The organism is Nocardia sp. NPDC005366 (genome assembly GCF_040606855.1).
In the GTDB taxonomy this organism is placed as follows: Bacteria; Actinomycetota; Actinomycetes; order Mycobacteriales; family Mycobacteriaceae; genus Nocardia.
Genome location: NZ_JBEXFQ010000063.1, coordinates 1 through 23,153 on the forward strand (window position 1 = coordinate 1; position 23,153 = coordinate 23,153).

The 23,153-nt window shown below is 67.5% G+C and carries 1 protein-coding gene; it reads right to left on the reverse strand.

All coding sequences use genetic code 11. The features are described from left to right. Positions 1–23,153: non-ribosomal peptide synthase/polyketide synthase (locus tag ABZS43_RS35460; RefSeq protein ID WP_355040382.1), on the reverse strand; the 23,153-nt coding region annotated here is incomplete at both ends.

A 23,153-nucleotide genomic window follows, 5' to 3' on the forward strand; every position in this document is an offset into this window, starting at 1 on the left:
TGCGACACCGCCACACCCTTGGGCCTACCCGTAGAACCCGAAGTGAAAATGACATACGCGACATTCGAAGAACGCAGCGGCGCACGACGATCCGCGTCGGTCACCGGATCCGCCGAGTACGCCGACAGGTCGAGCGCCTCGATATCGATGGCGCGCACGTCACCGGATTCGAAATCGTCGCGCGCGGTGGTGAGCACACAGATCGGCGCGGCCGTCTCGAGAACGTAGCGGGTGCGATCGGCCGGATGATCGGGATCCAGCGGCACATACGCACCACCGGCCACACTCACCGCGTACATGCCGATCACCAACTCCAGCGAACGCCGCATACCGAGCGCCACCATCGACTCCGGGCCGACGCCGAGCGAGATCAGATGCCGGGCAAGACGATTCACCTGGGCATCGAACTCACCGTAGGACAGATCCGTCCCCTCGAAGGTGAGCGCGGTCGCGCCCGGCCGCCTCGCGGCCCGCGCCTGATACATCGAGGCGAGGGTGGCCTCGGGGTCGACGCTCGCGGCGGTGTCGTTCCAGCCCGCGACGAGCTGACGCCGTTCCTCGGCGTCGAGCAGGTCGATATCGCCGAGCACGACATCGCTGTGCTCGGCCATCGCGGTCAGCAGCCGGAGCAGTCGCCGCGCGAACAGGGCCACCGTCGGCGCGTCGAACATATCGGTCGCGTAGGCGAATTCGGCGCGCATACCGTCGGCCGAACCATCCGCCGCGATGCGGTCGGAGATGTTCAGATGCAGGTCGAATTTGGCGGTGACGACGTCGAGCGGAACACCGGCGACCTCCAGGCCGGGCAGCTCGAACGAGGCCTCCCCGGTGTTCTGGAACGACAGCATCACCTGGAACAGGGGATGACGTGCCTGTGACCGCGCCGGGTTGAGGAGTTCGACCAGCCGCTCGAACGGCAGATCGGCATGCCCGAAGGCCGCGAGATCGGTTTCCCTGGTATGCGCGAGCAATTCGGCGACGGTCTGCGCCGGGTCGACCGCGCTGCGCAGCACGAGGGTGTTGACGAACATGCCGATCGCGTCGTCGAGCACGGCTTCGCCGCGTCCTGCCACCGCGGTGCCGACCGCGATGTCGTCGGAACCGGAGAGCCGGGCGAGCAGCGCCGCGAGTCCGGCGTGCACGACCATGAACAGGCTGGCGCCGTGTTCGCGGGCGAGGTCGTCGAGGCCGCGGACCAGTTCCGCGTCGAGTGCGAACTCGTACACGTCACCGCGATTGGACGCGACGGCCGGACGAGACCGGTCCGACGGCAGGTCCAGCTGATCCGGCAACCCGGCCAGATTCCGCGACCAGAACGCGATCTGCTCGCCGATCAGCGAGGTCGGATCCTCTTCGGAGCCGAGGGTTTCCCGCTGCCACAGCGCGAAATCGGCGTACTGCACCGGCAGCGGCGCCCAGCCGGGGGCCTCACCGCGCGCACGAGCGGCATAGGCGACCATCACATCCCTGGCCAGCGGCCGGACCGACCAGCCGTCGCCGGAGATGTGGTGCACCACGAAGACCAGTACGTGCGTCTCGGGACTGGAGCCGTCCATCGACGCCGCGATCCGGAACAGCCGTGCGCGCACGGGCACTTCGGTGGTCACGTCGAATCCGGTCAGCACCAGTTCGCTGACGCGCTCGGTGATCTCGTCCTCCGACACCGGAATCGGCGTCAGATCGAGCATCTCGTGTCCCGCGGGCAGCACCACCTGGACGCCGGTGCCCTCCGCGGTCTCCGGGTACACGGTGCGCAGCACTTCGTGCCTGTCCACCACGTCGGCGACCGCCTGACTCAACGCGTCGGCATCGAGCGCTCCGGTCAGCCGGACGGCGAGCGGAATGTTGTTCACGGCGGTTCTGTTGTCGAACCGGTTCAGGAACCACATGCGCTGCTGTGCCAGCGACAGCGGAATGGTGGCAGGACGCGGTCCTGCGGCCAGTTCGCGACGCCGTCCGCTGCCCGCGTGCGCTTCCACGCGGGTCGCCAGACCCGCGACGGTCGGCGCTTCGAACAGCATGCGGACCGGCACCCTGGTGTCGAGGGCCGCGCCGAGGCGGGCCGCCACCTGGGTGGCGATCAGTGAGTTACCACCCAGGTCGAAGAAATCATCGTCCAAGCCCACCGGACGCTCGCCCGCCAAACCGAGCACCTCGGCGAAAGTATCAGCGACGATCTCCTCGATCGGCGTCGACGGCGCACGGAACTCCCTGGCCTCGAAAACAGGCTCGGGCAATGCCCGACGATCCAATTTGCCGTTCGGGTTGAGCGGCATCGCGTCCAGCACCACGATCGCCGCGGGAACCATGTACGAAGGCAGGACCGCACCCAGATCCGAGCGCAACTCGTCCAGATCCAACGCGGCATCAGCGGCGGCAACCACATACGCGACGAGCTGATCGCCGGTATGCGCGTCCGAACGAACCAACGCCACCGCCTGCGCGACCCCGCCATGCGCCGTCAACGCCGCCTCGATCTCACCCAACTCGATACGAAGACCACGCAACTTCACCTGGAAATCCGTCCGACCCAAATACACGATCGAACCATCCACCACACGAGTCACCAGATCACCCGTGCGATACATCCGCGCACCCGCCACACCGAACGGATTAGCCACGAAACGATCCGACGTCAGATCAGCCCGACCGTAATAACCCCGCGCCAACTGATCACCCGCGAGATACAACTCACCCGCCACACCCACCGGAACCGGATGCAACCGCGAATCCAACACGAACGCCTGCGCATTCCACACCGGAAGACCGATCGGCACCGCACCCGACACATCCTCGGCCACCAACGCATGCGTCGCGTGCACAGCGAACTCCGTCGGACCATACAAATTGTACAACCGCGCCGAACTCACCCGACGAATCGCCTTCACCGCATCACCAGTGAACGCCTCACCAGCGACCAACAGAGCCCGCAACGACGACAAAACCTCACCACCGACACCCGCGGCATCAACACTGCCCGCGAAAACAGTCAACATCGACGGCACGAACGAAGTCATCGTCACCCGCTCGGACCCGATCACCTCCGCCAAATACAACGGATCACGATGACCATCCGGCGACGCCACCACAATCCGACCACCAGTCGACAACGCACCGAACAACTCCCACACCGACACATCGAACGTCGCCGGAGTCTTGAACAACACCACATCATCGACACCGACACCGTATTCACCCGTGATCCAGCGAATCTGATTCACCACCGCCGAATGCGGCAACGCCACACCCTTCGGACGACCCGTCGAACCCGACGTGAAAATCACATACGCCGGATGCTGCGGACGCAACGGCACAATCCGCTCCACATCGGTCAACGCCACATCCGAATAACCCGACAAATCCAACTCATCCATCACAAGCGTGTCGATACCCGCACCATCGAAACCATCACGCGCAGTAGTCAACACACACACCGGAGCCGCCGACTCCAACACATACCCCACACGCTCCACAGGCTGATCCAAATCCAGCGGCACATAACCACCACCAGCCTCCAACACCGCATACACCGCAACAACCAAATCCACCGAACGACGCACACCCAAAGCCACCAACGACTCCGGACCCACACCCACCTCGACCAAAAACCGAGCCAAACGATGCACACGCGCACCGAACTCCGCATACGTCAACACCAGACCCGACCCCGGATCCACCACCGCCACCGCATCCGGCGTCACCAACTCCTGACGCACGAACTCCGCCACCACAGTGCCCACCGAACCCAACTCACACACAGTCGAATTCCAACCACGCAACGACCGGTAGGTCTCCCGCTCGTCCAGCAGCGGGATATCGCCGATGGCCCGATCGGGCTCCGCGACGATCGCGCTCAGCAACCGCCGGAACCGGCGTCCGAATTCCGCCATCGTGGCCTGGTCGAACAGGTCTGTCGCGTAGATGAGTTCGGCGACGATGCCCTCGGCGTCCGGCTTCTCCGACATCACCAATTGCAGGTCGAATTTCGCCACGTCGATCGGCAGGTCGACGCCGCTGACCGTGAGTCCCGGCAGTTCCAGGCTGGTCTGCCCCGTGTTCTGGAACGAGAGCATCACCTGGAACAGGGGGTGACGCGCCTGTGAACGTGCCGGGTTGAGGATTTCGACCAGCCGCTCGAACGGCAGATCGGAATGCCCGAACGCGGCGATATCGGTGGCGCGCACCGTGCCGAGCAGATCGGTGAACGTCGTGCCGCCGTCGACCGGAGTGCGCAACACGAGGGTGTTGACGAACATGCCGATCAGGTCGTCGAGTGCGCGCTCACCACGACCGGCCACCGGGGTGCCGATGGCGATATCGTCCTCGCCGGACAGCCGGGCCAGCAGTACCGCGAGAGCGGTGTGCGCGACCATGAACAGCGTGGCCCCGCGAGTACGGGCCAAATCGACGAGCCCGGCGTGGATCGCGGCGTCGATATCGAAGGCGTGGGTGGCGCCGCGACCGCTCGCGACCGCGGGACGCGGCCGATCGGCGGGCAGATCCAACTGCTCGGGCAAGCCGCGCAGCGCGTCGGTCCAGAACGAGATCTGTTCGGAGATCACCGATTCCGGGTCGTCCTCGGCGCCGAGAACGGCGCGCTGCCACAGCGCGAAGTCCGCGTACTGCACCTCGAGCGGACGCCAGGACGGTTCGCCGCCCTCGACGCGCGCGCTGTAGGCGATCATGACGTCGCGGGTGAGCGGTCCCATGGAGAAGCCGTCGGAGGAGATGTGGTGCACCACCAGCGCGAGCACATGTTCGGTTGGACTCACCTCGAACAGCCTGGCCCGGAACGGCACCTCGACGGTGACGTCGAAGGCCGTCTGCACGAATTCCGAAAGACGAACGGGCAGTTCGTCTTCGGTGACGTCGACCGGGGCGAGATCCGGGATAACCTGCCCGGTCGCGACGATCTGCTGCTGGGCAGCGCCGTCGATCTCCGGGTAGAAGGTGCGCAGCGATTCGTGCCTGGCCAGCACGTCCGCGACCGCGATCTGCAACGCCTGTCGATCGAGCAGACCCGACAGCCGCACCGCGGCCGGAATATTGTCGACCGTCGACTCCGGATCGAAGCGGTTGAGGAACCACATGCGCTGCTGCGCCAGCGACAGCGGCACTCGTTCGGGGCGCGGCTGCGGGGTCAGGGCCGAGCGCGCGCCCGCGCCCGCCCGCGATTCCACCCTGGCGGCGAGCGCGACCACGGAGGAAGCCTCGAACAGTTCCTTGACCCCGAGTTCGGTATCCAGTGCCGCGGACAGCCTGGCCGCGACCTGGGTCGCGCTCAGTGAGTTACCGCCGAGTGCGAAGAAATCGTCGTCGAGTCCGACGCGTTCGGCCCCGAGCACATCGGCGAAGATATCGGCGACGATCTCCTCCACCGGCGTCGTCGGCGCGCGGAAGACCGCGACCTCGAAGACGGGCGCGGGCAGCGCCTTGCGATCCAGCTTGCCGGAGGCGTTGAGCGGGAATTCGTCGAGCACGATGACCGCGGCGGGCACCATGTACGCGGGCAGCAGCCTGCTCAGATCCTCGCGCACGAGTTCGGTGTCGACGCGCAGATTCGGCGTGCCGACCACGTAGGCGATCAGTTGATCGCCCGCGTGCGCGTCGGTGCGGACCACCACCACCGACTGGGCGATCTCGTCCAGTCCGGTGAGCGCGGATTCGATCTCCCCGAGTTCGATGCGCAGGCCGCGCAACTTCACCTGGAAATCGGTGCGGCCCAGATATTCCAGTTCACCGACGGAATTCCAGGCGACCAGGTCGCCGGTGCGATACATCCGCGTGCCCGCGGCGCCGAACGGGTTGGCGACGAACCGGTCGCTGGTCAGATCGGGCCTGGCGACATAGCCGCGCGCGAGCTGGGCGCCCGCGAGGTACAGCTCACCCGCGACACCGACCGGAGCCGGCCGCAGTCGCGAATCCAGCACGTAGACCTGGGTGTTGAACACCGGCGCGCCGATCGGGACCAGTTCGGTGTCGGCGGCGACAACCCGGTGATAGGTGACGTCGACGGCGGCCTCGGTCGGGCCGTACAGATTGTGCAGGGCCGCGCCGGTCAGCTCCCGCAAGCGGTGCGCGGGTTTGGGCGGCAGCGCCTCACCGGAGGCGAAGACCATCCGCAGCGACCCGCAGCGCGAAGCGGCGGCGTCGGCCACGAAGACCGCGAGCATGGACGGCACGAAATGGGCGACCGTCACCCGTTCGGCCGCGATGATCTCGGCCAGATAGGCCGGGTCCCGGTGGCCGTCCGGCTTCGCGATCACCAGGCGCGCGCCGATCTGCAAGGGCCAGAAGAATTCCCACACCGAGACGTCGAAGGTCGCCGGGGTCTTCTGCAGCACCGCGTCGGCTTCGGTGAGGCCGTACTCGGTCTGCATCCACACCAGGCGGTTGACGATCGCCGCGTGCGAGACCGCCACGCCCTTGGGCCGTCCGGTGGAACCGGAGGTGAAGATGACGTAGGCGGCATCGGCCGGGCGCAGCGGCGCACGCCGCTCCCCCTCGGTCACCCGATGTTCGGACAGACCGGACAGGTCGAGCAGATCGATGCGCACCTGCGCGGTGTCGATATCGAGATCGCTGCCCGAGGTCAGCACACACACCGGATCGGCGGTGGCCAGAATGTATTCCGTGCGCTCGGCCGGGTGGTCCGGGTCGAGCGGCACGTACGCGCCGCCCGCGACGGTGACCGCGTACATGCCGACCACCAGATCCACCGAACGCCGCATACCCAGCGCCACATACGATTCCGGACCGACGCCGCGTTCGATGAGCCAGCGCGCCAGGCGATAGACCCGTCCCGCGAACTCGTCGTAGGACAGATTCGTCCCCTCGAAGGTCAGCGCGGTCGCCTCCGGCGTCCTGGCCAGCTGCGCCTCGAACATCGAGACAAGGGTGTGCGCGGAGCCTGCGGAGCGCACCGACGACTCAGCCGCGGAGCCTGCGGAGCGCACCGACAACTCAGCCGCGGAGGCCGCGGAGCCAGTCTCGCGCTCCGACAACGCTGCCGCGATATCGAATTCGGTGTCGTTCCAGCCGGAAGTCACCAGGGCGCGCTCGGCGGCATCGAGGAGTTCGATATCGCCGACATTCACCTCGGGTTCGGTGGTGATCGCGGTGAGCACCCGCACCAGGCGGTCGGCGATGCGACGCACCGTCGCCTCGTCGAACAGGTCGCGCAGGTATCCCGCGCGAATCCGCAATCGCGAATCCAGCTGGGCGATCAGCGTCAGCGGGTAGTGCGTGGCATCGGCGGCGTCGAGGCCGACCACGGCCATCCCGTCGATATCGGCGGCCTGCGCGCGAATGCCGTCGGCGTCCACCGGGTAGGACTCGAAGACCACCAGGGTGTCGAACAGTCCGGCCACACCCGCGGCGGACTGGATATCAGCCAGGCCGACATAGTGGTGATCGAGCAGATCGGCCTGCTCGCCCTGCGTACGGGTCAGCAGTCGCCGCGCCGATTCGGCGGGATCGAAACGCACCCGCACCGGGACCGTGTTGATGAAAAGACCCACCATGGCCTCGACCCCGGCGAGCTGGGCCGGGCGGCCCGAGACGGTGGTGCCGAACAGCACGTCCTCGCGTCCGGTCATGCGGCCGACCAGAATGCCCCAGGCGACCTGCAACACCGTATTCGGGGTGACGCCGAGCGAACTCGCCACTTCGGTGAGTCGCGTCGTTGCCGCCTCATCGATGTCGAAGAAGTACTCACCGGACAACGTCGTGATCTCGCGGCCCGAGTCGGGGCGCGCCAGCAGCGTCGGCTCGGTGACACCGCGCAACGCACGCGCCCAGGCCGCGACCGACGCCGCGTGATCCTGCTGCGCCGTCCATTCCAGGAAGTGCCGGTAGGAACGCACCGCGGGCAACGCGGTGGCGTCGGCGTGCAGCGCGTAGAGCGCGAGCAGATCCCGCATGAGCAGCGGCATCGACCAGCCGTCGAGCAGGATGTGGTGATTGGCGACCGCGAACTGCCAGCGGTCGGCGGCGACCTGGATCAGCGTGAACCGGATCAGCGGCGGCTCGGTCAGATCGAAGCGCCGCATGCGGTCGGCCTCGATCAGATCGGCGGACTCCCCCGATTCGACGCGGTCGTGCTCGGCCCAGGCGACCCGGACGCTGTCGAGCACGATCTGCACCGGATTGCCCTGCCTGTCGGTGACGAAGGCCGTGCGCAGATTCTCGTACCGATCGACCAATGCCTGTGCGGCCGAACGCAACCGGGCGGCGTCGACGCGGCCGGTGAGGGTCAGCACCGCCTGGGCGGTGTAGACGTCGACCGATGTCGCGGCGAGGCGAGCGTGGAACCGCAGACCGGCCTGCAGGGCCGAGAGCGGCCATACATCGGCCAGTGTCGGGTACCGCCGCTCCCAGCCGTCGATATCGCGCTGTGTCGTGGCGACCAGCGGGAAATCGGCCGGGGTGTGGCCGCCTGCGTCGGCCGAATTCGCATGCCGCGCCACCGCTTCCAGCGCCGAGGTCCACAGTTCGCCGAATTCGCGCACCGCCGTCGCGTCCAGCAGGGTCGACGGGTAGCCGATATTGGCGGTCAGCTTGTCGCCCACCACGATCGCGTTGATGTCGAGTGGCGCCATCGCGGGCATATCCGCGTCGTAGGCGCCCGCGAGCGCACCGAGTTCGCGTGCCGGAATCCAGCCGAAGCCGCGCAGCGCCTCGGGCACATCGCTGTCGGAGACGCGGCCGAGGTAGTTGAAACTCACCTGTCCCGGCAGTCGCTCGGGCAGTTCGGCCGCCGTCGCGGGATTCAGGTAGCGCAGCAGGCCGTAGCCGATGCCCTTGTCCGGCACCGCGAGCAACTGTTCCTTGATCGCCTTGACGGCCTTGCCGAGCGCGGGGCCGCCGGTGAGCGCGGCATCGATATCGATGCCGGACAGGTCGAACCGGACGGGGAAGATGGCGGTGAACCAGCCGACGGTGCGCGACAGGTCGGCGCCGGGGACGATGTCCTCTTCGCGACCGTGGCCTTCCAGCCGGATCAGCAGCGAATCGTCGGTACGGGCGGCGGTGCGCAGGGACCGCCACTTCGCGGTCGCCAGGGCGAGCGCGGTGAGCAGGCCGTCGTTGACGCCGCCGTGGAACAGCGCGGGCACGGTGGTCAGCAGGGCCTTGGTGACCTCGGCCGACACCTCCACCCGCAATTTCTCGATCGTGCCCGAGGTGTCCACGGTGGGATCCATCGGACGTTCGGTGAGCAGCGGGTCGGGCGTGCCGGCCACCGCGCGCCAGTAGTCGAGTTCGGCCAGGCGCCCTTGGCTCTGGGCCTCATCGCGCAGCGCGTGCGCCCATGCCCGCATGGAGGTCGCGGGCGCGACCAGTTCGGGCTGCTGGCCGGCGGTGAGCCGGCCCCACGCGGTCACGAAATCCGGGACGAGAATGCGCCACGAGACGCCGTCGACCACCAGGTGGTGCGCGAGCACGATCAACCGGCCCATCCGGCCGGAGTCCGTCGGATCGAGCCAGACGAAGCGGATCACCGTTCCCGACGCCGGATCGAGCCGGTCCAGCGCGGAATTCAACGCCGCGGTGGCGATCTCGACGAGATCGGCATCGCTGGCCGACGCCGGGTACTCGACCCGCTCGATGAGCGCGTCCACATCGACCGAACCGGGGGCGGCGGTTTCCACCGCCCAGTCCGCACCGTCGTGATGCAGGCGGGCCCGCAGCATGTCGTGGCGGTCGATGACCGCGCCGACGGTCGCGGCGATACCCGCGCGATCGATGCCGAGCGGCAACTCGAGCGCGAGGGTCTGGTTGAAGCGACCGAACGATCCGGGCCGCTCCGCCATGAACCGCACCACGGGCGTCAGCGGCATGACACCGACGCCGCCACCTGGCAGTTCCGCGAGTACCGCCACCGTGGATTCGGCGGCGTCCGCGGTCTCGGCGATCGAGGCCAGGCCGGCCACTGTCCGCTGCTCGAAGACATTGCGCGGAGTGAACACCACACCGCGCGCCTTGGCACGGGAGACCAGTTGGATGGAGACGATGCTGTCGCCGCCGAGCGCGAAGAACGAATCGTCGACGCCGACGCGCTCCACCCCGAGCACTTCGGCGAAGACTTCGGCGATGGTGTGCTCCACCGGCGTGCGCGGGGCACGGAAGACGACTTCGGTCGCGAACACCGGCTCCGGCAGGGCCCTGCGGTCCAATTTGCCCACCGGGGTGAGCGGCAGGTGATCGAGCACCATGATCGATGACGGCACCATATAGGCGGGCAGCCGCTCTTCCAGCTGCGCTGTCAGCTCGGCGATATCGATCGAATGTCCCGGTGCTGCCATGACATACGACACCAGCGAGACCGCGCCCGCGGCGTTCTTGTGGCCGACGGTCGTGGCGAAGTCCACGTTCGGGTCGGCGGTGAGGGCGCTGTCGATCTCGCCGAGTTCGATGCGGAAACCGCGCACCTTCACCTGGAAATCGGAGCGGCCCACGTATTCCACCGCGCCGTCGCGGGTCCAGCGGACCACGTCACCGGTGCGATACATGCGCTGACCGGCGACGAACGGATTCGCGACGAAACGATCGGCACTCAGCCCGGGGCGCGCGTGATAACCGCGTGCCAACTGGATGCCCGAAATGTAGAGCTCGCCCGCGACACCGACCGGCACCGGACGCAACCGGTCGTCCAGGACCAGCGACTGCATACCGCGGATCGGGCCGCCGATCGGCATCGGATCACCCGCGACCAGCGGCTGGCTGATATTGACCACCATGGCGGTCTCGGTCGGGCCGTAGACATTGTGGACCCGCCGCACCGAGCCGTCGGCCAGCGGTACCGCCCATTTCGCGATCAGTTCCGGGCCGAACGCCTCGCCGCCGACCGCGAGCACCTGGAGCGAATCCAGGCCGGTCGGGTCGAAGGTCGCCAACGCGGCGGGGGTGATGAAGGTGTGGGTGACGCGCTCGGCGCGCATCAGCTCCGACAGCTCCTCGCCGCCGTAGACGCCGGTCGGCACCACCACGAGGGCGCCGCCGGGACCGAGCGCGAGCAGCAGTTCCAGAATCGATGCGTCGAAACTCGGCGACGCGAAATGCATGGCGCGCGAATCGGAGTCGAGACCATAGTGCTCGATCTGCGCGGTGGCGAAGTTGGCGAGCACGGTGTGCGACACCACCACGCCCTTGGGCACACCGGTGGAGCCGGAGGTGTAGATGACGTAGGCGGGGTTCTCCGGACGCAGCGGGCGCACCCGGTCCGCGTCGGTGATCGCAGCGCCGTCGAAGGCGTCCAGATCCAGATCGTCGAGCACCAGCCAGCGCACCGAATCCGGCAGGTCGGCCCGCGTCGCGGCGACCGTGATACCGAGGGGCGAACCGGAATCGGTCACCATGTGGGCGATGCGATCGGCCGGGTAGGTCGGGTCGACCGGAACGAAAGCGGCGCCGGTCTTGGCGACCGACAGCGCGACGAACACCGAATCCGCCGAGCGCGGCACACCGACCGCGACCAGATCCTCTGTGCCGATGCCTTCGGCGATCAGCAAGCGGGCCAGGCGGTTCGAGCGTTCGTCCAACTCCCCGTAGGACAGCGTCTCGCCGCGGAACACCACCGCGGGCGCCCTCGGATCGCGCGCCGCCGCGCTCGTCAGCAGTTCCGGCAGCGTGCGCGGGGGCACCGCGGGCGCACCGGTGCGGGCAACGAGATCGGCCCGCTCATCGACGTCGAGCAGTTCGATCGCGCCGACGGCCACCGACGGGTCGGCGGCGACGGATTCGAGTACGCGCCGCAAGCGCACCACGAATTCGGCCGCGGTCGATTCGTCGAACAGATCCGTCGCGTAGGTGAGCGCGAGATCCATTCCGGCCGGGTTCGCGTCGGGGCCGATCCGCTCCGACAGGGTGAACTGCAGGTCGAAACGGGCGACGGTGTCGTCCAGTTCCAGTGCCGAAACACGCAGACCGGGCAACTCCAGCGTGGTGTTGTCGAGGTTCTGGAAGGCGAGGGCCACCTGGAACAGTGGGTTACGCGATTGCGAGCGCTCGGGGGTGAGTAGTTCGACCAGTCGCTCGAAGGGCACGTCGGCGTTGCCGTAGGCGTCGAGGTCGGTCTTGCGGACCCGGTCCACCAACTCGGCGAACGTCTCGGCCGGGCGGATACCGGTACGCAACACCAGGGTGTTGACGAACATGCCGACGAGATCGTCGAGCGCCTGTTCGCCGCGGCCCGCGATCGGCGAGCCGACCGCGATGTCGTCGGTGCCGGACAGCCGCGCGAGCAGGACGGCCAGCGCGCTGTGCATCACCATGAACAGCGACGCACCCCGTTGCCGCGCAACGGTTTCCAGCGCCGCGACGAGTTCGGCGGGCAATTCCGAGCGCAGGGTCGCGCCGCGCAGTGAGGCCACCGGCGGACGCTGACGGTCGGCGGGCAAGGTCAGCTCGTCCGGAATTCCGTCGAGCGCACGCCGCCAGTACTCGACCTGGCGGGCGAGCAGCGAGGCCGGATCGTTCTCCGCGCCGAGCACATCGCGCTGCCAGATCGCGAAATCGGCGTACTGCACCGCGAGCGGCGCCCAGCCGGGATCACTGCCCTGGCTGCGGGCGGTGTAGGCGGTCATCACGTCGCGCGACAGCGGCCCCATGGAGAAACCGTCACCGGCGATGTGGTGTACGACCACGACGAGCACATGTTCGTCGGGCCCGAGGGCGTAGAGCCGGGCCCGCAGCGGAACCTGTTCGGCCACATCGAATCCGGCGGCGGCGAATTCGGTGACGACGGCCATCGATTCGGCCGGGTCCACCGCGACGGGACGCAGATCCAGTGCGATGTCCTCGGCCGGGACGATGACCTGGACCGGCGTGCCGCCGTGTTCCGGATACCTGGTGCGCAACGACTCGTGCCTGCGCACCACATCCGCGACCGCCAGCCGCAGCGCCTCGATATCGAGTGCGCCGGAAAGCCGGATGGCCAGCGGCAGGTTGTAGGCGGCCGAGGAGGTGTCGTATTTGTTGAGGAACCACATGCGCTGCTGCGCGTAGGACAGCGGCACCACTTCGTCGGCCGAGCGCGGCCGTGCGACGAGGCGGGCTCGGGCGTCACCGTCGGTCTGCGATTCCACCCGCGCGGCGAGCGCTTCCACGGTGCTCGCCTCGAACAGCGCGCGCACCGGGATCGACGTCCCGAGCGCGGCCCCGATCCGCGATACCACCCTGGTGGCGATGAGCGAATTGCCCCCGAGATCGAAGAAGTCGTCATCGACGCCGACCCTCGGCAGGTCGAGCAGCTCGGCGAAGACCGCGGCGACCGTCTCCTGCACCGGCGTGACCGGGGATCGGAAGGCACGCGCCTGCACCGCGGGCGCGGGCAGCGCCTTGCGATCCAGCTTTCCGTTGACGGTCAGCGGAATCCATTCCAGCCGCACCAGCGCGGTGGGCACCATGTAGGACGGCAGCCGCTCGGCCGCGCCCTCGCGCACCACGTCCAGATCCGGGATCACCTCCGGCTCGGACACCACGTACGCCACGATGCGCTGATCGCCCGGCTGGTCTTCGCGCACGATGACCGCCGCCTGGGCGATCCCCGGCTGGGCGAGTACAGCGGATTCGATCTCACCGAGTTCGATGCGGAATCCGCGGACCTTGACCTGGTCGTCGGCGCGACCGAGGTATTCGAGTTCGCCGAACCGGTTCCAGCGCGCCAGGTCGCCGGAGCGGTACAGCCGCGAACCCGCGTCCTGCGCGCCGCCGAGCGGATTCGCCACGAAACGGGCCGCGGTGAGATCGGGCCTGCCGAGGTAGCCGCGCGCCAATTGCGGCCCCGCGACATACATTTCGCCCGCGACGCCGACGGGAACAGGACGCAGGCGGTCGTCGAGCACGAAGACCTGAAGCCCCGCGATAGCGCGCCCGACGATACTGCCCGAGGCGGCCTCGACGGTGGCGGCGTCCAACGCGCGATAGGACACGTGCACCGTGGTCTCGGTGATGCCGTACATATTGACCAGCAGCGGTGCGGAACCGGCCGATGAACCGGTGACGCCGTCGCCGTGCCTGGCGATCCAGTTCGACAACCGGCGCAGTTCCAGCGCCTCGCCGCCGAACACCACGTAGCGCAGCGAGAGCGGGGCCGCGCCGGAGGCGGCGTTGCGATCGGCTTCGGCCAGCTGGTAGAAGGCCGACGGCGTCTGGTTGAGCACGGTGACGCGCTCGTCGCGCAGCAGTTCGAGGAATTGCTCGGGCGAACGCGAGGTGTAGTAGTCCACGACGATCACCGCGCCGCCGAACAGCAGCGGACCCCACAGTTCCCATACCGAGAAGTCGAAGGCGTAGGAGTGGAACAGCGTCCACACGTCGTCGGGTCCGAAACCGAACTCGCGATCGGTATTGGCGAACAGCCGCACCGCATTCCGATGCGCGACGGCGACGCCCTTGGGACGGCCGGTGGAACCGGAGGTGTAGATGACGTAGGCCACGTGATCCGGGTTCAGCGGCGCCTTGCGCTCGGCGTCGGTGATGGGCGCGTCGTCGGCGTCGACGATATCGCCGGTCTCGACGGCGAATCCGTCCAGCACCACGGCCGGCAGGCCGGCGGGGACGGCGACCTCGACCGACGAATCGAGGATGACGCTGGTCGGACGCGAATCCGACAGGACGAAGGCGATGCGATCGGCCGGATAGGTCGGGTCGACCGGGACGTAACCCGCACCGGTCTTGACCACGGCCAGCAGCGCGACGACCAGATCCAGCGAACGCGGCAGGATGACCGCGACCAGCGATTCCGGCCCGGCGCCGTCATCGATCAGCCTGCGCGCCAGTACATTGGCGCGACGGTCCAGATCCTCGTAGGTCAGCGAATCCGCGCCGAATTTCGCGGCGGTGCGCTGCGGATACGCGGCGACCGCCTGGTCGAACAGCGAAACCAGGGTGAGTTCGGGATCGGCGAACCGCCCGGTGACGGTATCGACGCCGGAGGAGACCCACCGCTGCGAGAGGTCGAGACGTTCGGCCTCGCCGAGCAGGTCGATATCGCCGACAACGACCGCCGGATCCTCGGCGACCGCGCGCAGGATGCGCACGAGACGATCGGCGAAAGAGGCGATCGTCTGCGGATCGAACAGTTCGGTGGCGTAGTTCCACGACAGTGACAGCGCGCCGTCGGCGGTTTCACCCACGGTCAGCTGCACGTCGAATTTCGATGTGCCAGCGTCGAATTCGACGACGTCCAGATTCAGGCCGGGCAGCGCGACGGTGCCAGCGTCGGCGGCCGAGGCCGCCTCGAAGGTCAGCGCCACCTGGAACAGCGGGTGGTGCGCCTGCGACCGCGTCGGCCGCAGCACATCGACGAGCCGTTCGAAGGGCACGTCGGCGTGCGCGAAGGCGGCCAGATCGGTGCGGCGGACCTGTTCGAGCAGATCACCGAATGTCGCGCCGAGATCGACCTCGTTGCGCAACACCAGCGTGTTGACGAACATGCCGACGAGATCATCGAGCGCGCGTTCACCACGACCGGCGATCGGGGTGCCGATCGCGATATCGGTGCTGTGGGACAGCCGGGCCGCCCACGTCGCGAGCGCCGCGTGCACCACCATGAACAGCGTCGCGCCGCGGGCGCGCGCCAGGTCGGTGAGCGCACGGTGCAACTGCGCGTCGACCGAGAAGTTGTGCAGGCCACCGCTATTGGAGGCGATCTCTGGACGCGGCCGGTCGGCGGGCAGCTCGATCTGATCGGGCAGATCACGCAGTTGCTCGGCCCAGTACGAAAGTTGCGCGGCGGCAACCGATTCCGGATCGTCCTCGGAGCCGAGCACCTCGTTCTGCCAGAGCGTGTAATCGGCGTACTGCACCTCGAGCGGCGACCACGCGGGGATCTCGCCGCGCGCGCGTTCGGTGTAGGCGAGCACCACATCGCGCAGCAGCGGCCGCAGCGAGAAACCGTCACCGCTGATGTGATGCATGACGAGCACCACCACGTGACTGCGCTCGTCGAGCCTGAGCAGACCGGCCCGGAAGGGGATCTCGGCGGTCACGTCGAAATGCGCGCCTGCCAGTTCGACGATGCGCGCGGACAGCGCGGTGGAGCTCACCGGCTCGGCCGCGAGTTCGAAGCGCACCTCGTCGGTGTGCAGGACACGCTGGTAACCGGCGCCATCGACCTCGGGATACACCGTGCGCAGCGCCTCGTGGCGGGCGAGCACGTCGCCGATGGCGGCGTTCAACGCGGCCACGTCGAGAACGCCGGTGAGCCGGATGGCGACCGGGATGTTGTTGACCGCGGTGCGGTTGTCGAAGCGGTTGAGGAACCACATGCGCTGCTGGGCGAGCGACAGGGGCACCAGCTGGGCCATCTCACCCGATGCCAGGCGGGTCGCCTCGGGACGCGGACGCGGCGTCAGCGGGACGCGGCCACCCTGGCCCGCGGCCGATTCCACCCGCGCGGCGATCGCCTCGACGGTGGAGGCCTCGAACAGCAGCCGGACCGGCACGTCGGTGTCCAACGCCGCGCCGAGACGGGCCGCCACCTGGGTCGCGACCAGCGAGTTGCCGCCGAGTTCGAAGAAATCGTCGTCGAGGCCGATCCGGCCCGCGTCGAGTACCTCCGCGAAGGTGCTCGCCACGATCTGCTGCACCGGGGTCGCGGGGGCGCGGAATTCGCGGGCGGCGAAAACCGGTTCGGGCAGCGCGCGGCGATCCAGCTTGCCCGAGGGGGTGACCGGGAAGTCGTCGAGCACCATGAACGCCGTCGGCACCATATAGCCGGGCAGGCGCTGACCGAGTACGGCCTTCACCGATTCGATATCGATGGCCCGATCCGGATTCGCGACGAGGTAGGCGACCAGCTGATCGCCGGTGCGTTCGTCAGTGCGCACGAGCACGACCGCCTGCGCCACCGAATCCTGCGCGGTGAGCGCGGTTTCGATCTCGCCCAGTTCGATCCGCATACCGCGCAACTTCACCTGGAAGTCGGTGCGGCCCAGGTATTCCAGCTCACCGTCCGCGGTCCAGACGACCAGATCGCCGGTGCGGTAGGCGCGTTCGCCGTCCACCGCGAACGGGTTGGCGATGAACCGGTCCGAGGTCAGGTCGGGGCGGCCGACATAACCGTGCGCGAGCTGCGCGCCCGCCAGGTACAGCTCGCCGGGAACCCCGACCGGCACCGGGTGCAGTCGCGAGTCCAGCACGAGCATCTGGGTGTTGAACACCGGCGCGCCGATCGGAATCGACACGGTGTCGGCGTCGGTGACCTCGTGGTAGGTGATCTCGACGATGGTCTCGGTCGGCCCGTACATGTTCTGCACGCGGGCACCGGTCAATTCCCGCATCCGCTGCGCGACGCCGGGGGGCAGCGCCTCACCGGAGCAGAACACGTACCGCAGCGAGCGGCATTCGGCGGCGGCGTCCTCGGTGACGAAGATCGAGAGCATCGACGGCACGAAATGCGCGGCGGTGATCTGCTCGCGCTGGATCAGCTCGGCCAGATATGCCGGATCGCGATGCCCGTCGGGCTTCGCGATGACGAGTCTCGCGCCGATCTGCAACGGCCAGAAGAACTCCGGCACCGACACGTCGAAGGTGGCCGGCGTCTTCTGCAGGCCGACATCCTCTGCGGACAGCCCGAACTGGGCGTGCATCCACACCATGCGGTTGACGATCGCCTCGTGCGAAACCGCCACACCCTTCGGCCGTCCGGTGGAACCGGAGGTGAAGATGACGTAGGCGGTGTTCTGCGGGCGCAGCGGACGATGCCGATCCGCGTCGGTCAGCGGCTCGTCGGAGAATCCGGACAGATCGAGTCGATCGATCCGCACCTGGCGCGACAGGGTGCTTTCCAGATCGTCACCGGAGGTCAGCACGCAGACCGGTCCCGCGGTGCGCAGGATGTGCTCGGTGCGCTCGGCCGGATGGTCGGGGTCGAGCGGCACGTAAGCGCCGCCGGCGGCGTGGATGGCGTAGACGCCGACGAGCAGATCCAGCGAACGCCGCATGCCGAGGCCGACATAGGATTCCGGGCCGACGCCGGCTTGTTTGAGCCAGCGCGCCAACCGGTGCACCCGGCTCGCGAACTCGGCGTAGGACAGACTCGTCCCCTCGAAGGTGAGCGCGGTCGCGTCCGGCGTCCTGGCGGCCTGCGCCTCGAACATCGCCACCAGGGTCGCGGCGGCGTCGCCGACCGGCGAGGTCAGCGCGGCGCCCACCGCGAATTCGGTGTCGTTCCACCGCTCGAGTACCAGTGCGCGCTCGTCGGCGTCGAGCAGTTCGATATCGCCGACGATCGCGGCCGGGTCGGCGGCGATCCCGCGCAGCACCCGCAGGAACCGCTCGGCGAAGGAATCGGCGAACGCGCCGTCGAAAAGGTCGGTGGCGTAGACGAGTTCGGCGTCCATGGGAGCCGCGCCGAATTCTCGGACCTGCGCGCCCGGCACCTCACCGAGAGTCAGTTGCAGGTCGAATTTCGCTGTGGGCTGGTCGATTTCCAGCTCCGACACCCGCAGTCCCGGCAGTTCCAGGCTGGTCCGACCCAGGTTCTGGAACGACAGCATCACCTGGAACAGCGGATGGCGCGCCTGCGACCGCGCCGGGTTCAGTACCTCGACCAGACGCTCGAACGGCACATCGGTGTGGGCGAATGCCTGCAGATCCCGTTCGCGCACCTGGGCGAGCAGATCGCGGAAGGAGATCGCCGGATCGACGTGCGCCCGCAGCACCAGGGTGTTGACGAACATGCCGACCAGATCGTCGAGGCCCTGTTCACCGCGACCGGCGGCCGGGATGCCGACCGCGATGTCATCGGTGCCTGACAGCCGCGCGAGCAGCGCGGCGAAAGCTCCGTGCACCACCATGAACAGCGTGGCGCCGTTGGCGTGGGCGACGCGGTTCAAGTCGTCGACGAGTTCGCCCGGCACCCGGAATCGGTGGGTGCCGGCCTGATAGGTGGCGACCCCGGGGCGCGGACGCTGCGAGAGCCGCAACTCCTCCGGCAGCCCGGCGAGTGTGTCGCGCCAGTAGTTCAGCTGCCCGGAGATCAGCGACGCCGGATCATCCTCGCTGCCGAGGGTTTCGCGCTGCCACATCGCGTAATCGATGTACTGCACCGCCAGCGGTGACCAGCTCGGCGCGGCATCCGAGCGGCGCGCGATATAGGCCGACATCAGGTCACGCACCAGCGGTCGCATGGAGAAACCGTCCGCCGCGATGTGGTGGACGACCACGGCGAGCACATAGTCCTGCGTGGTGTCGCGCCAGCGCTTGCCGTTATTGCCCTCGACCTGGAACACGCGCAGCCGCAGCGGTGCCTCGGCGGTGACGTCGAAGCCGGGAATCACGAATTCGTAGAGCGCGCCGGGGATTTCATCCTCGGTCACCGCGACGATGTCGAACTGCGGAGTCGCCCGCGACATCGGCAGCACCTGCTGATAGGCGGTGCCGTCGTGGGAGGGGTAGACGGTCCGCAGCGATTCGTGCCTTGCCAGGACATCGGCGACCGCGCCGCGCAGCGCGTCCACATCGAGATGTCCGTGCAGGCGGACCGCGACCGGGATATTGCTCGCGGCCGAATCGGCGTCGAAGCGGTTGAGGAACCACATGCGCTGCTGCGCCAGCGACAGCGGCGGGTGTTCGGGGCGGCTGCGCGCGGTCAGCGCCGCGCGTCCACCGGTACCGGCGTGGACCTCCATACGCGCCGCCAGTGCCGCGACGGTCGGCGCTTCGAACAGCAGCCGCACCGGGACCCTGGTGTCGAGCGCGACACTGAGCCGCGCGACCACCTGGGTGGCGATCAGTGAGTTACCACCCAGGTCGAAGAAATCATCGTCCAAGCCCACCGGACGCTCGCCCGCCAAACCGAGCACCTCGGCGAAAGTATCAGCGACGATCTCCTCGATCGGCGTCGACGGCGCACGGAACTCCCTGGCCTCGAAAACAGGCTCGGGCAATGCCCGACGATCCAATTTGCCGTTCGGGTTGAGCGGCATCGCGTCCAGCACCACGATCGCCGCGGGAACCATGTACGAAGGCAGGACCGCACCCAGATCCGAGCGCAACTCGTCCAGATCCAACGCGGCATCAGCGGCGGCAACCACATACGCGACGAGCTGATCGCCGGTATGCGCGTCCGAACGAACCAACGCCACCGCCTGCGCGACCCCGCCATGCGCCGTCAACGCCGCCTCGATCTCACCCAACTCGATACGAAGACCACGCAACTTCACCTGGAAATCCGTCCGACCCAAATACACGATCGAACCATCCACCACACGAGTCACCAGATCACCCGTGCGATACATCCGCGCACCCGCCACACCGAACGGATTAGCCACGAAACGATCCGACGTCAGATCAGCCCGACCGTAATAACCCCGCGCCAACTGATCACCCGCGAGATACAACTCACCCGCCACACCCACCGGAACCGGATGCAACCGCGAATCCAACACGAACGCCTGCGCATTCCACACCGGAAGACCGATCGGCACCGCACCCGACACATCCTCGGCCACCAACGCATGCGTCGCGTGCACAGCGAACTCCGTCGGACCATACAAATTGTACAACCGCGCCGAACTCACCCGACGAATCGCCTTCACCGCATCACCAGTGAACGCCTCACCAGCGACCAACAGAGCCCGCAACGACGACAAAACCTCACCACCGACACCCGCGGCATCAACACTGCCCGCGAAAACAGTCAACATCGACGGCACGAACGAAGTCATCGTCACCCGCTCGGACCCGATCACCTCCGCCAAATACAACGGATCACGATGACCATCCGGCGACGCCACCACAATCCGACCACCAGTCGACAACGCACCGAACAACTCCCACACCGACACATCGAACGTCGCCGGAGTCTTGAACAACACCACATCATCGACACCGACACCGTATTCACCCGTGATCCAGCGAATCTGATTCACCACCGCCGAATGCGGCAACGCCACACCCTTCGGACGACCCGTCGAACCCGACGTGAAAATCACATACGCCGGATGCTGCGGACGCAACGGCACAATCCGCTCCACATCGGTCAACGCCACATCCGAATAACCCGACAAATCCAACTCATCCATCACAAGCGTGTCGATACCCGCACCATCGAAACCATCACGCGCAGTAGTCAACACACACACCGGAGCCGCCGACTCCAACACATACCCCACACGCTCCACAGGCTGATCCAAATCCAGCGGCACATAACCACCACCAGCCTCCAACACCGCATACACCGCAACAACCAAATCCACCGAACGACGCACACCCAAAGCCACCAACGACTCCGGACCCACACCCACCTCGACCAAAAACCGAGCCAAACGATGCACACGCGCACCGAACTCCGCATACGTCAACACCAGACCCGACCCCGGATCCACCACCGCCACCGCATCCGGCGTCACCAACTCCTGACGCACGAACTCCGCCACCACAGTGCCCACCGAACCCAACTCACACACAGTCGAATTCCAACCACGCAACGCCAGTTCGGTCTCGTGCGCATCGAGCAGGTCGATATCGCCGACCGGCACATTCGGGTCGGCGATGATCGCGGCCAGGATGCGGTCGAGACGACGGGCGAAGTCCGCGACCGTTGACTCGTCGAAAAGGTCGAGCGCGTAAGAGAATTCGGCCGACATGCCGCTCGGCTCGCCGTTCTCGTCCTGGACTTCCTGCAAGGTCAGCTGCAGATCGAATTTGGCGAGGCCCGCGTCGTAATCGATGCCGTTGATGGACAGGCCGGGCAATTCCAGATTGGCCTGTTTGGTGTTCTGGAAGGCCAGCATCACCTGGAACAGGGGATGGCGCGCCTGCGAACGCGCCGGATTCAGCACCTCGACCAGGCGCTCGAACGGCACATCCGCGTTGGCGAACGCGTGCAGATCCTTCTCGCGCGCGGTGGCGAGCAGATCCGCGAAACTCGCGGTGCCGTCGATATCGGTGCGCAGCACGAGCGTGTTGACGAACATGCCGATCAGATCGTCGAGCGCGGCCTCACCGCGACCGGCGACGGGCGTGCCGATGGCGATATCGTCGCTGCCGGACAGCCGGGCCAGCAGCACCGCGAGGGCGCTGTGCATCACCATGAACGGCGAGGCGTTGTAGCCGCGGCCCAATTCGACGAGGGCGTGCTGGGTCTCGCCCGAGATGACGAAGGAGTAGGTGCCGCCGCGATAGGTCGCCACGGCGGGGCGCGGCCGATCCGACGGCAGCACCAGTTCGTCCGGGAGATCGGCGAGTTCGCGTGTCCAGTAGGCGATCTGGTTGGAGATCAGCGACTGCGGGTCCTCTTCGGAGCCCAGGACCTCGCGCTGCCACAGCGAGTAATCCGCGTACTGCACGGGCAGCGCGGTCCACGCGGGCGGCTCCCACAGGGTGCGGGCCGCGTAGGCGACCATCACGTCACGAGCCAACGGTCCCATGGACCAGCCGTCGGCGGAGATGTGGTGCATCACCATGCCGAGCACGTACTCGGTCTCGCTGATCTCGAAGAGCCTGGCGTGCAGTGGCACTTCGCTGGTGACGTCGAAGGCCATGGAGGCCAGGTTGATCAGATGCTCGAACAGGGTCGCCTCGGTGACCCGGTACGGCGTCAGGTCGGGCACGATCTGCGCCGCGTCCAGCACGACCTGCACCGGTCCTGTCGCGGTCTCCGGGAAGACGGTGCGCAAGGACTCGTGCCGATCGATCACGTCGATCACGGCGACCTGCAGGGCGGCGACATCCAGTTCACCGGAGAGCCGGATGGCGACGGGGATGTTGTTCACCGCCGACTCGGTGTCGAACCGGTTCAGGAACCACATCCGCTGCTGTGCCAGCGACAGCGGGACGTCCTCGGGTCGCTCACGCGCCGCCAGCGCCTTGCGCGCACCGTCACCGGCGCGCGATTCCACGCGGGCGGCGAGCGCGGCGACGGTGGAGGCGTCGAAGAGCATCCGCACCGGCACCCTGGTGTCGAGCGCGATGCCGAGCCGGGACGCCACCTGGGTGGCGATCAGCGAGTTGCCACCGAGATCGAAGAAATCGTCATCGACGCCGATACGGCTGATCCCGAGAACTTCGCCGAAGATCTGGGCGACGATCTCCTCGATCGGGGTCGAGGGGGCGCGGAAGGTCTTGACCTCGAAAACCGGCGCGGGCAACGCCTTACGATCCAACTTGCCCGACGCGTTGAGCGGAAACGCCTCCAACGTCAC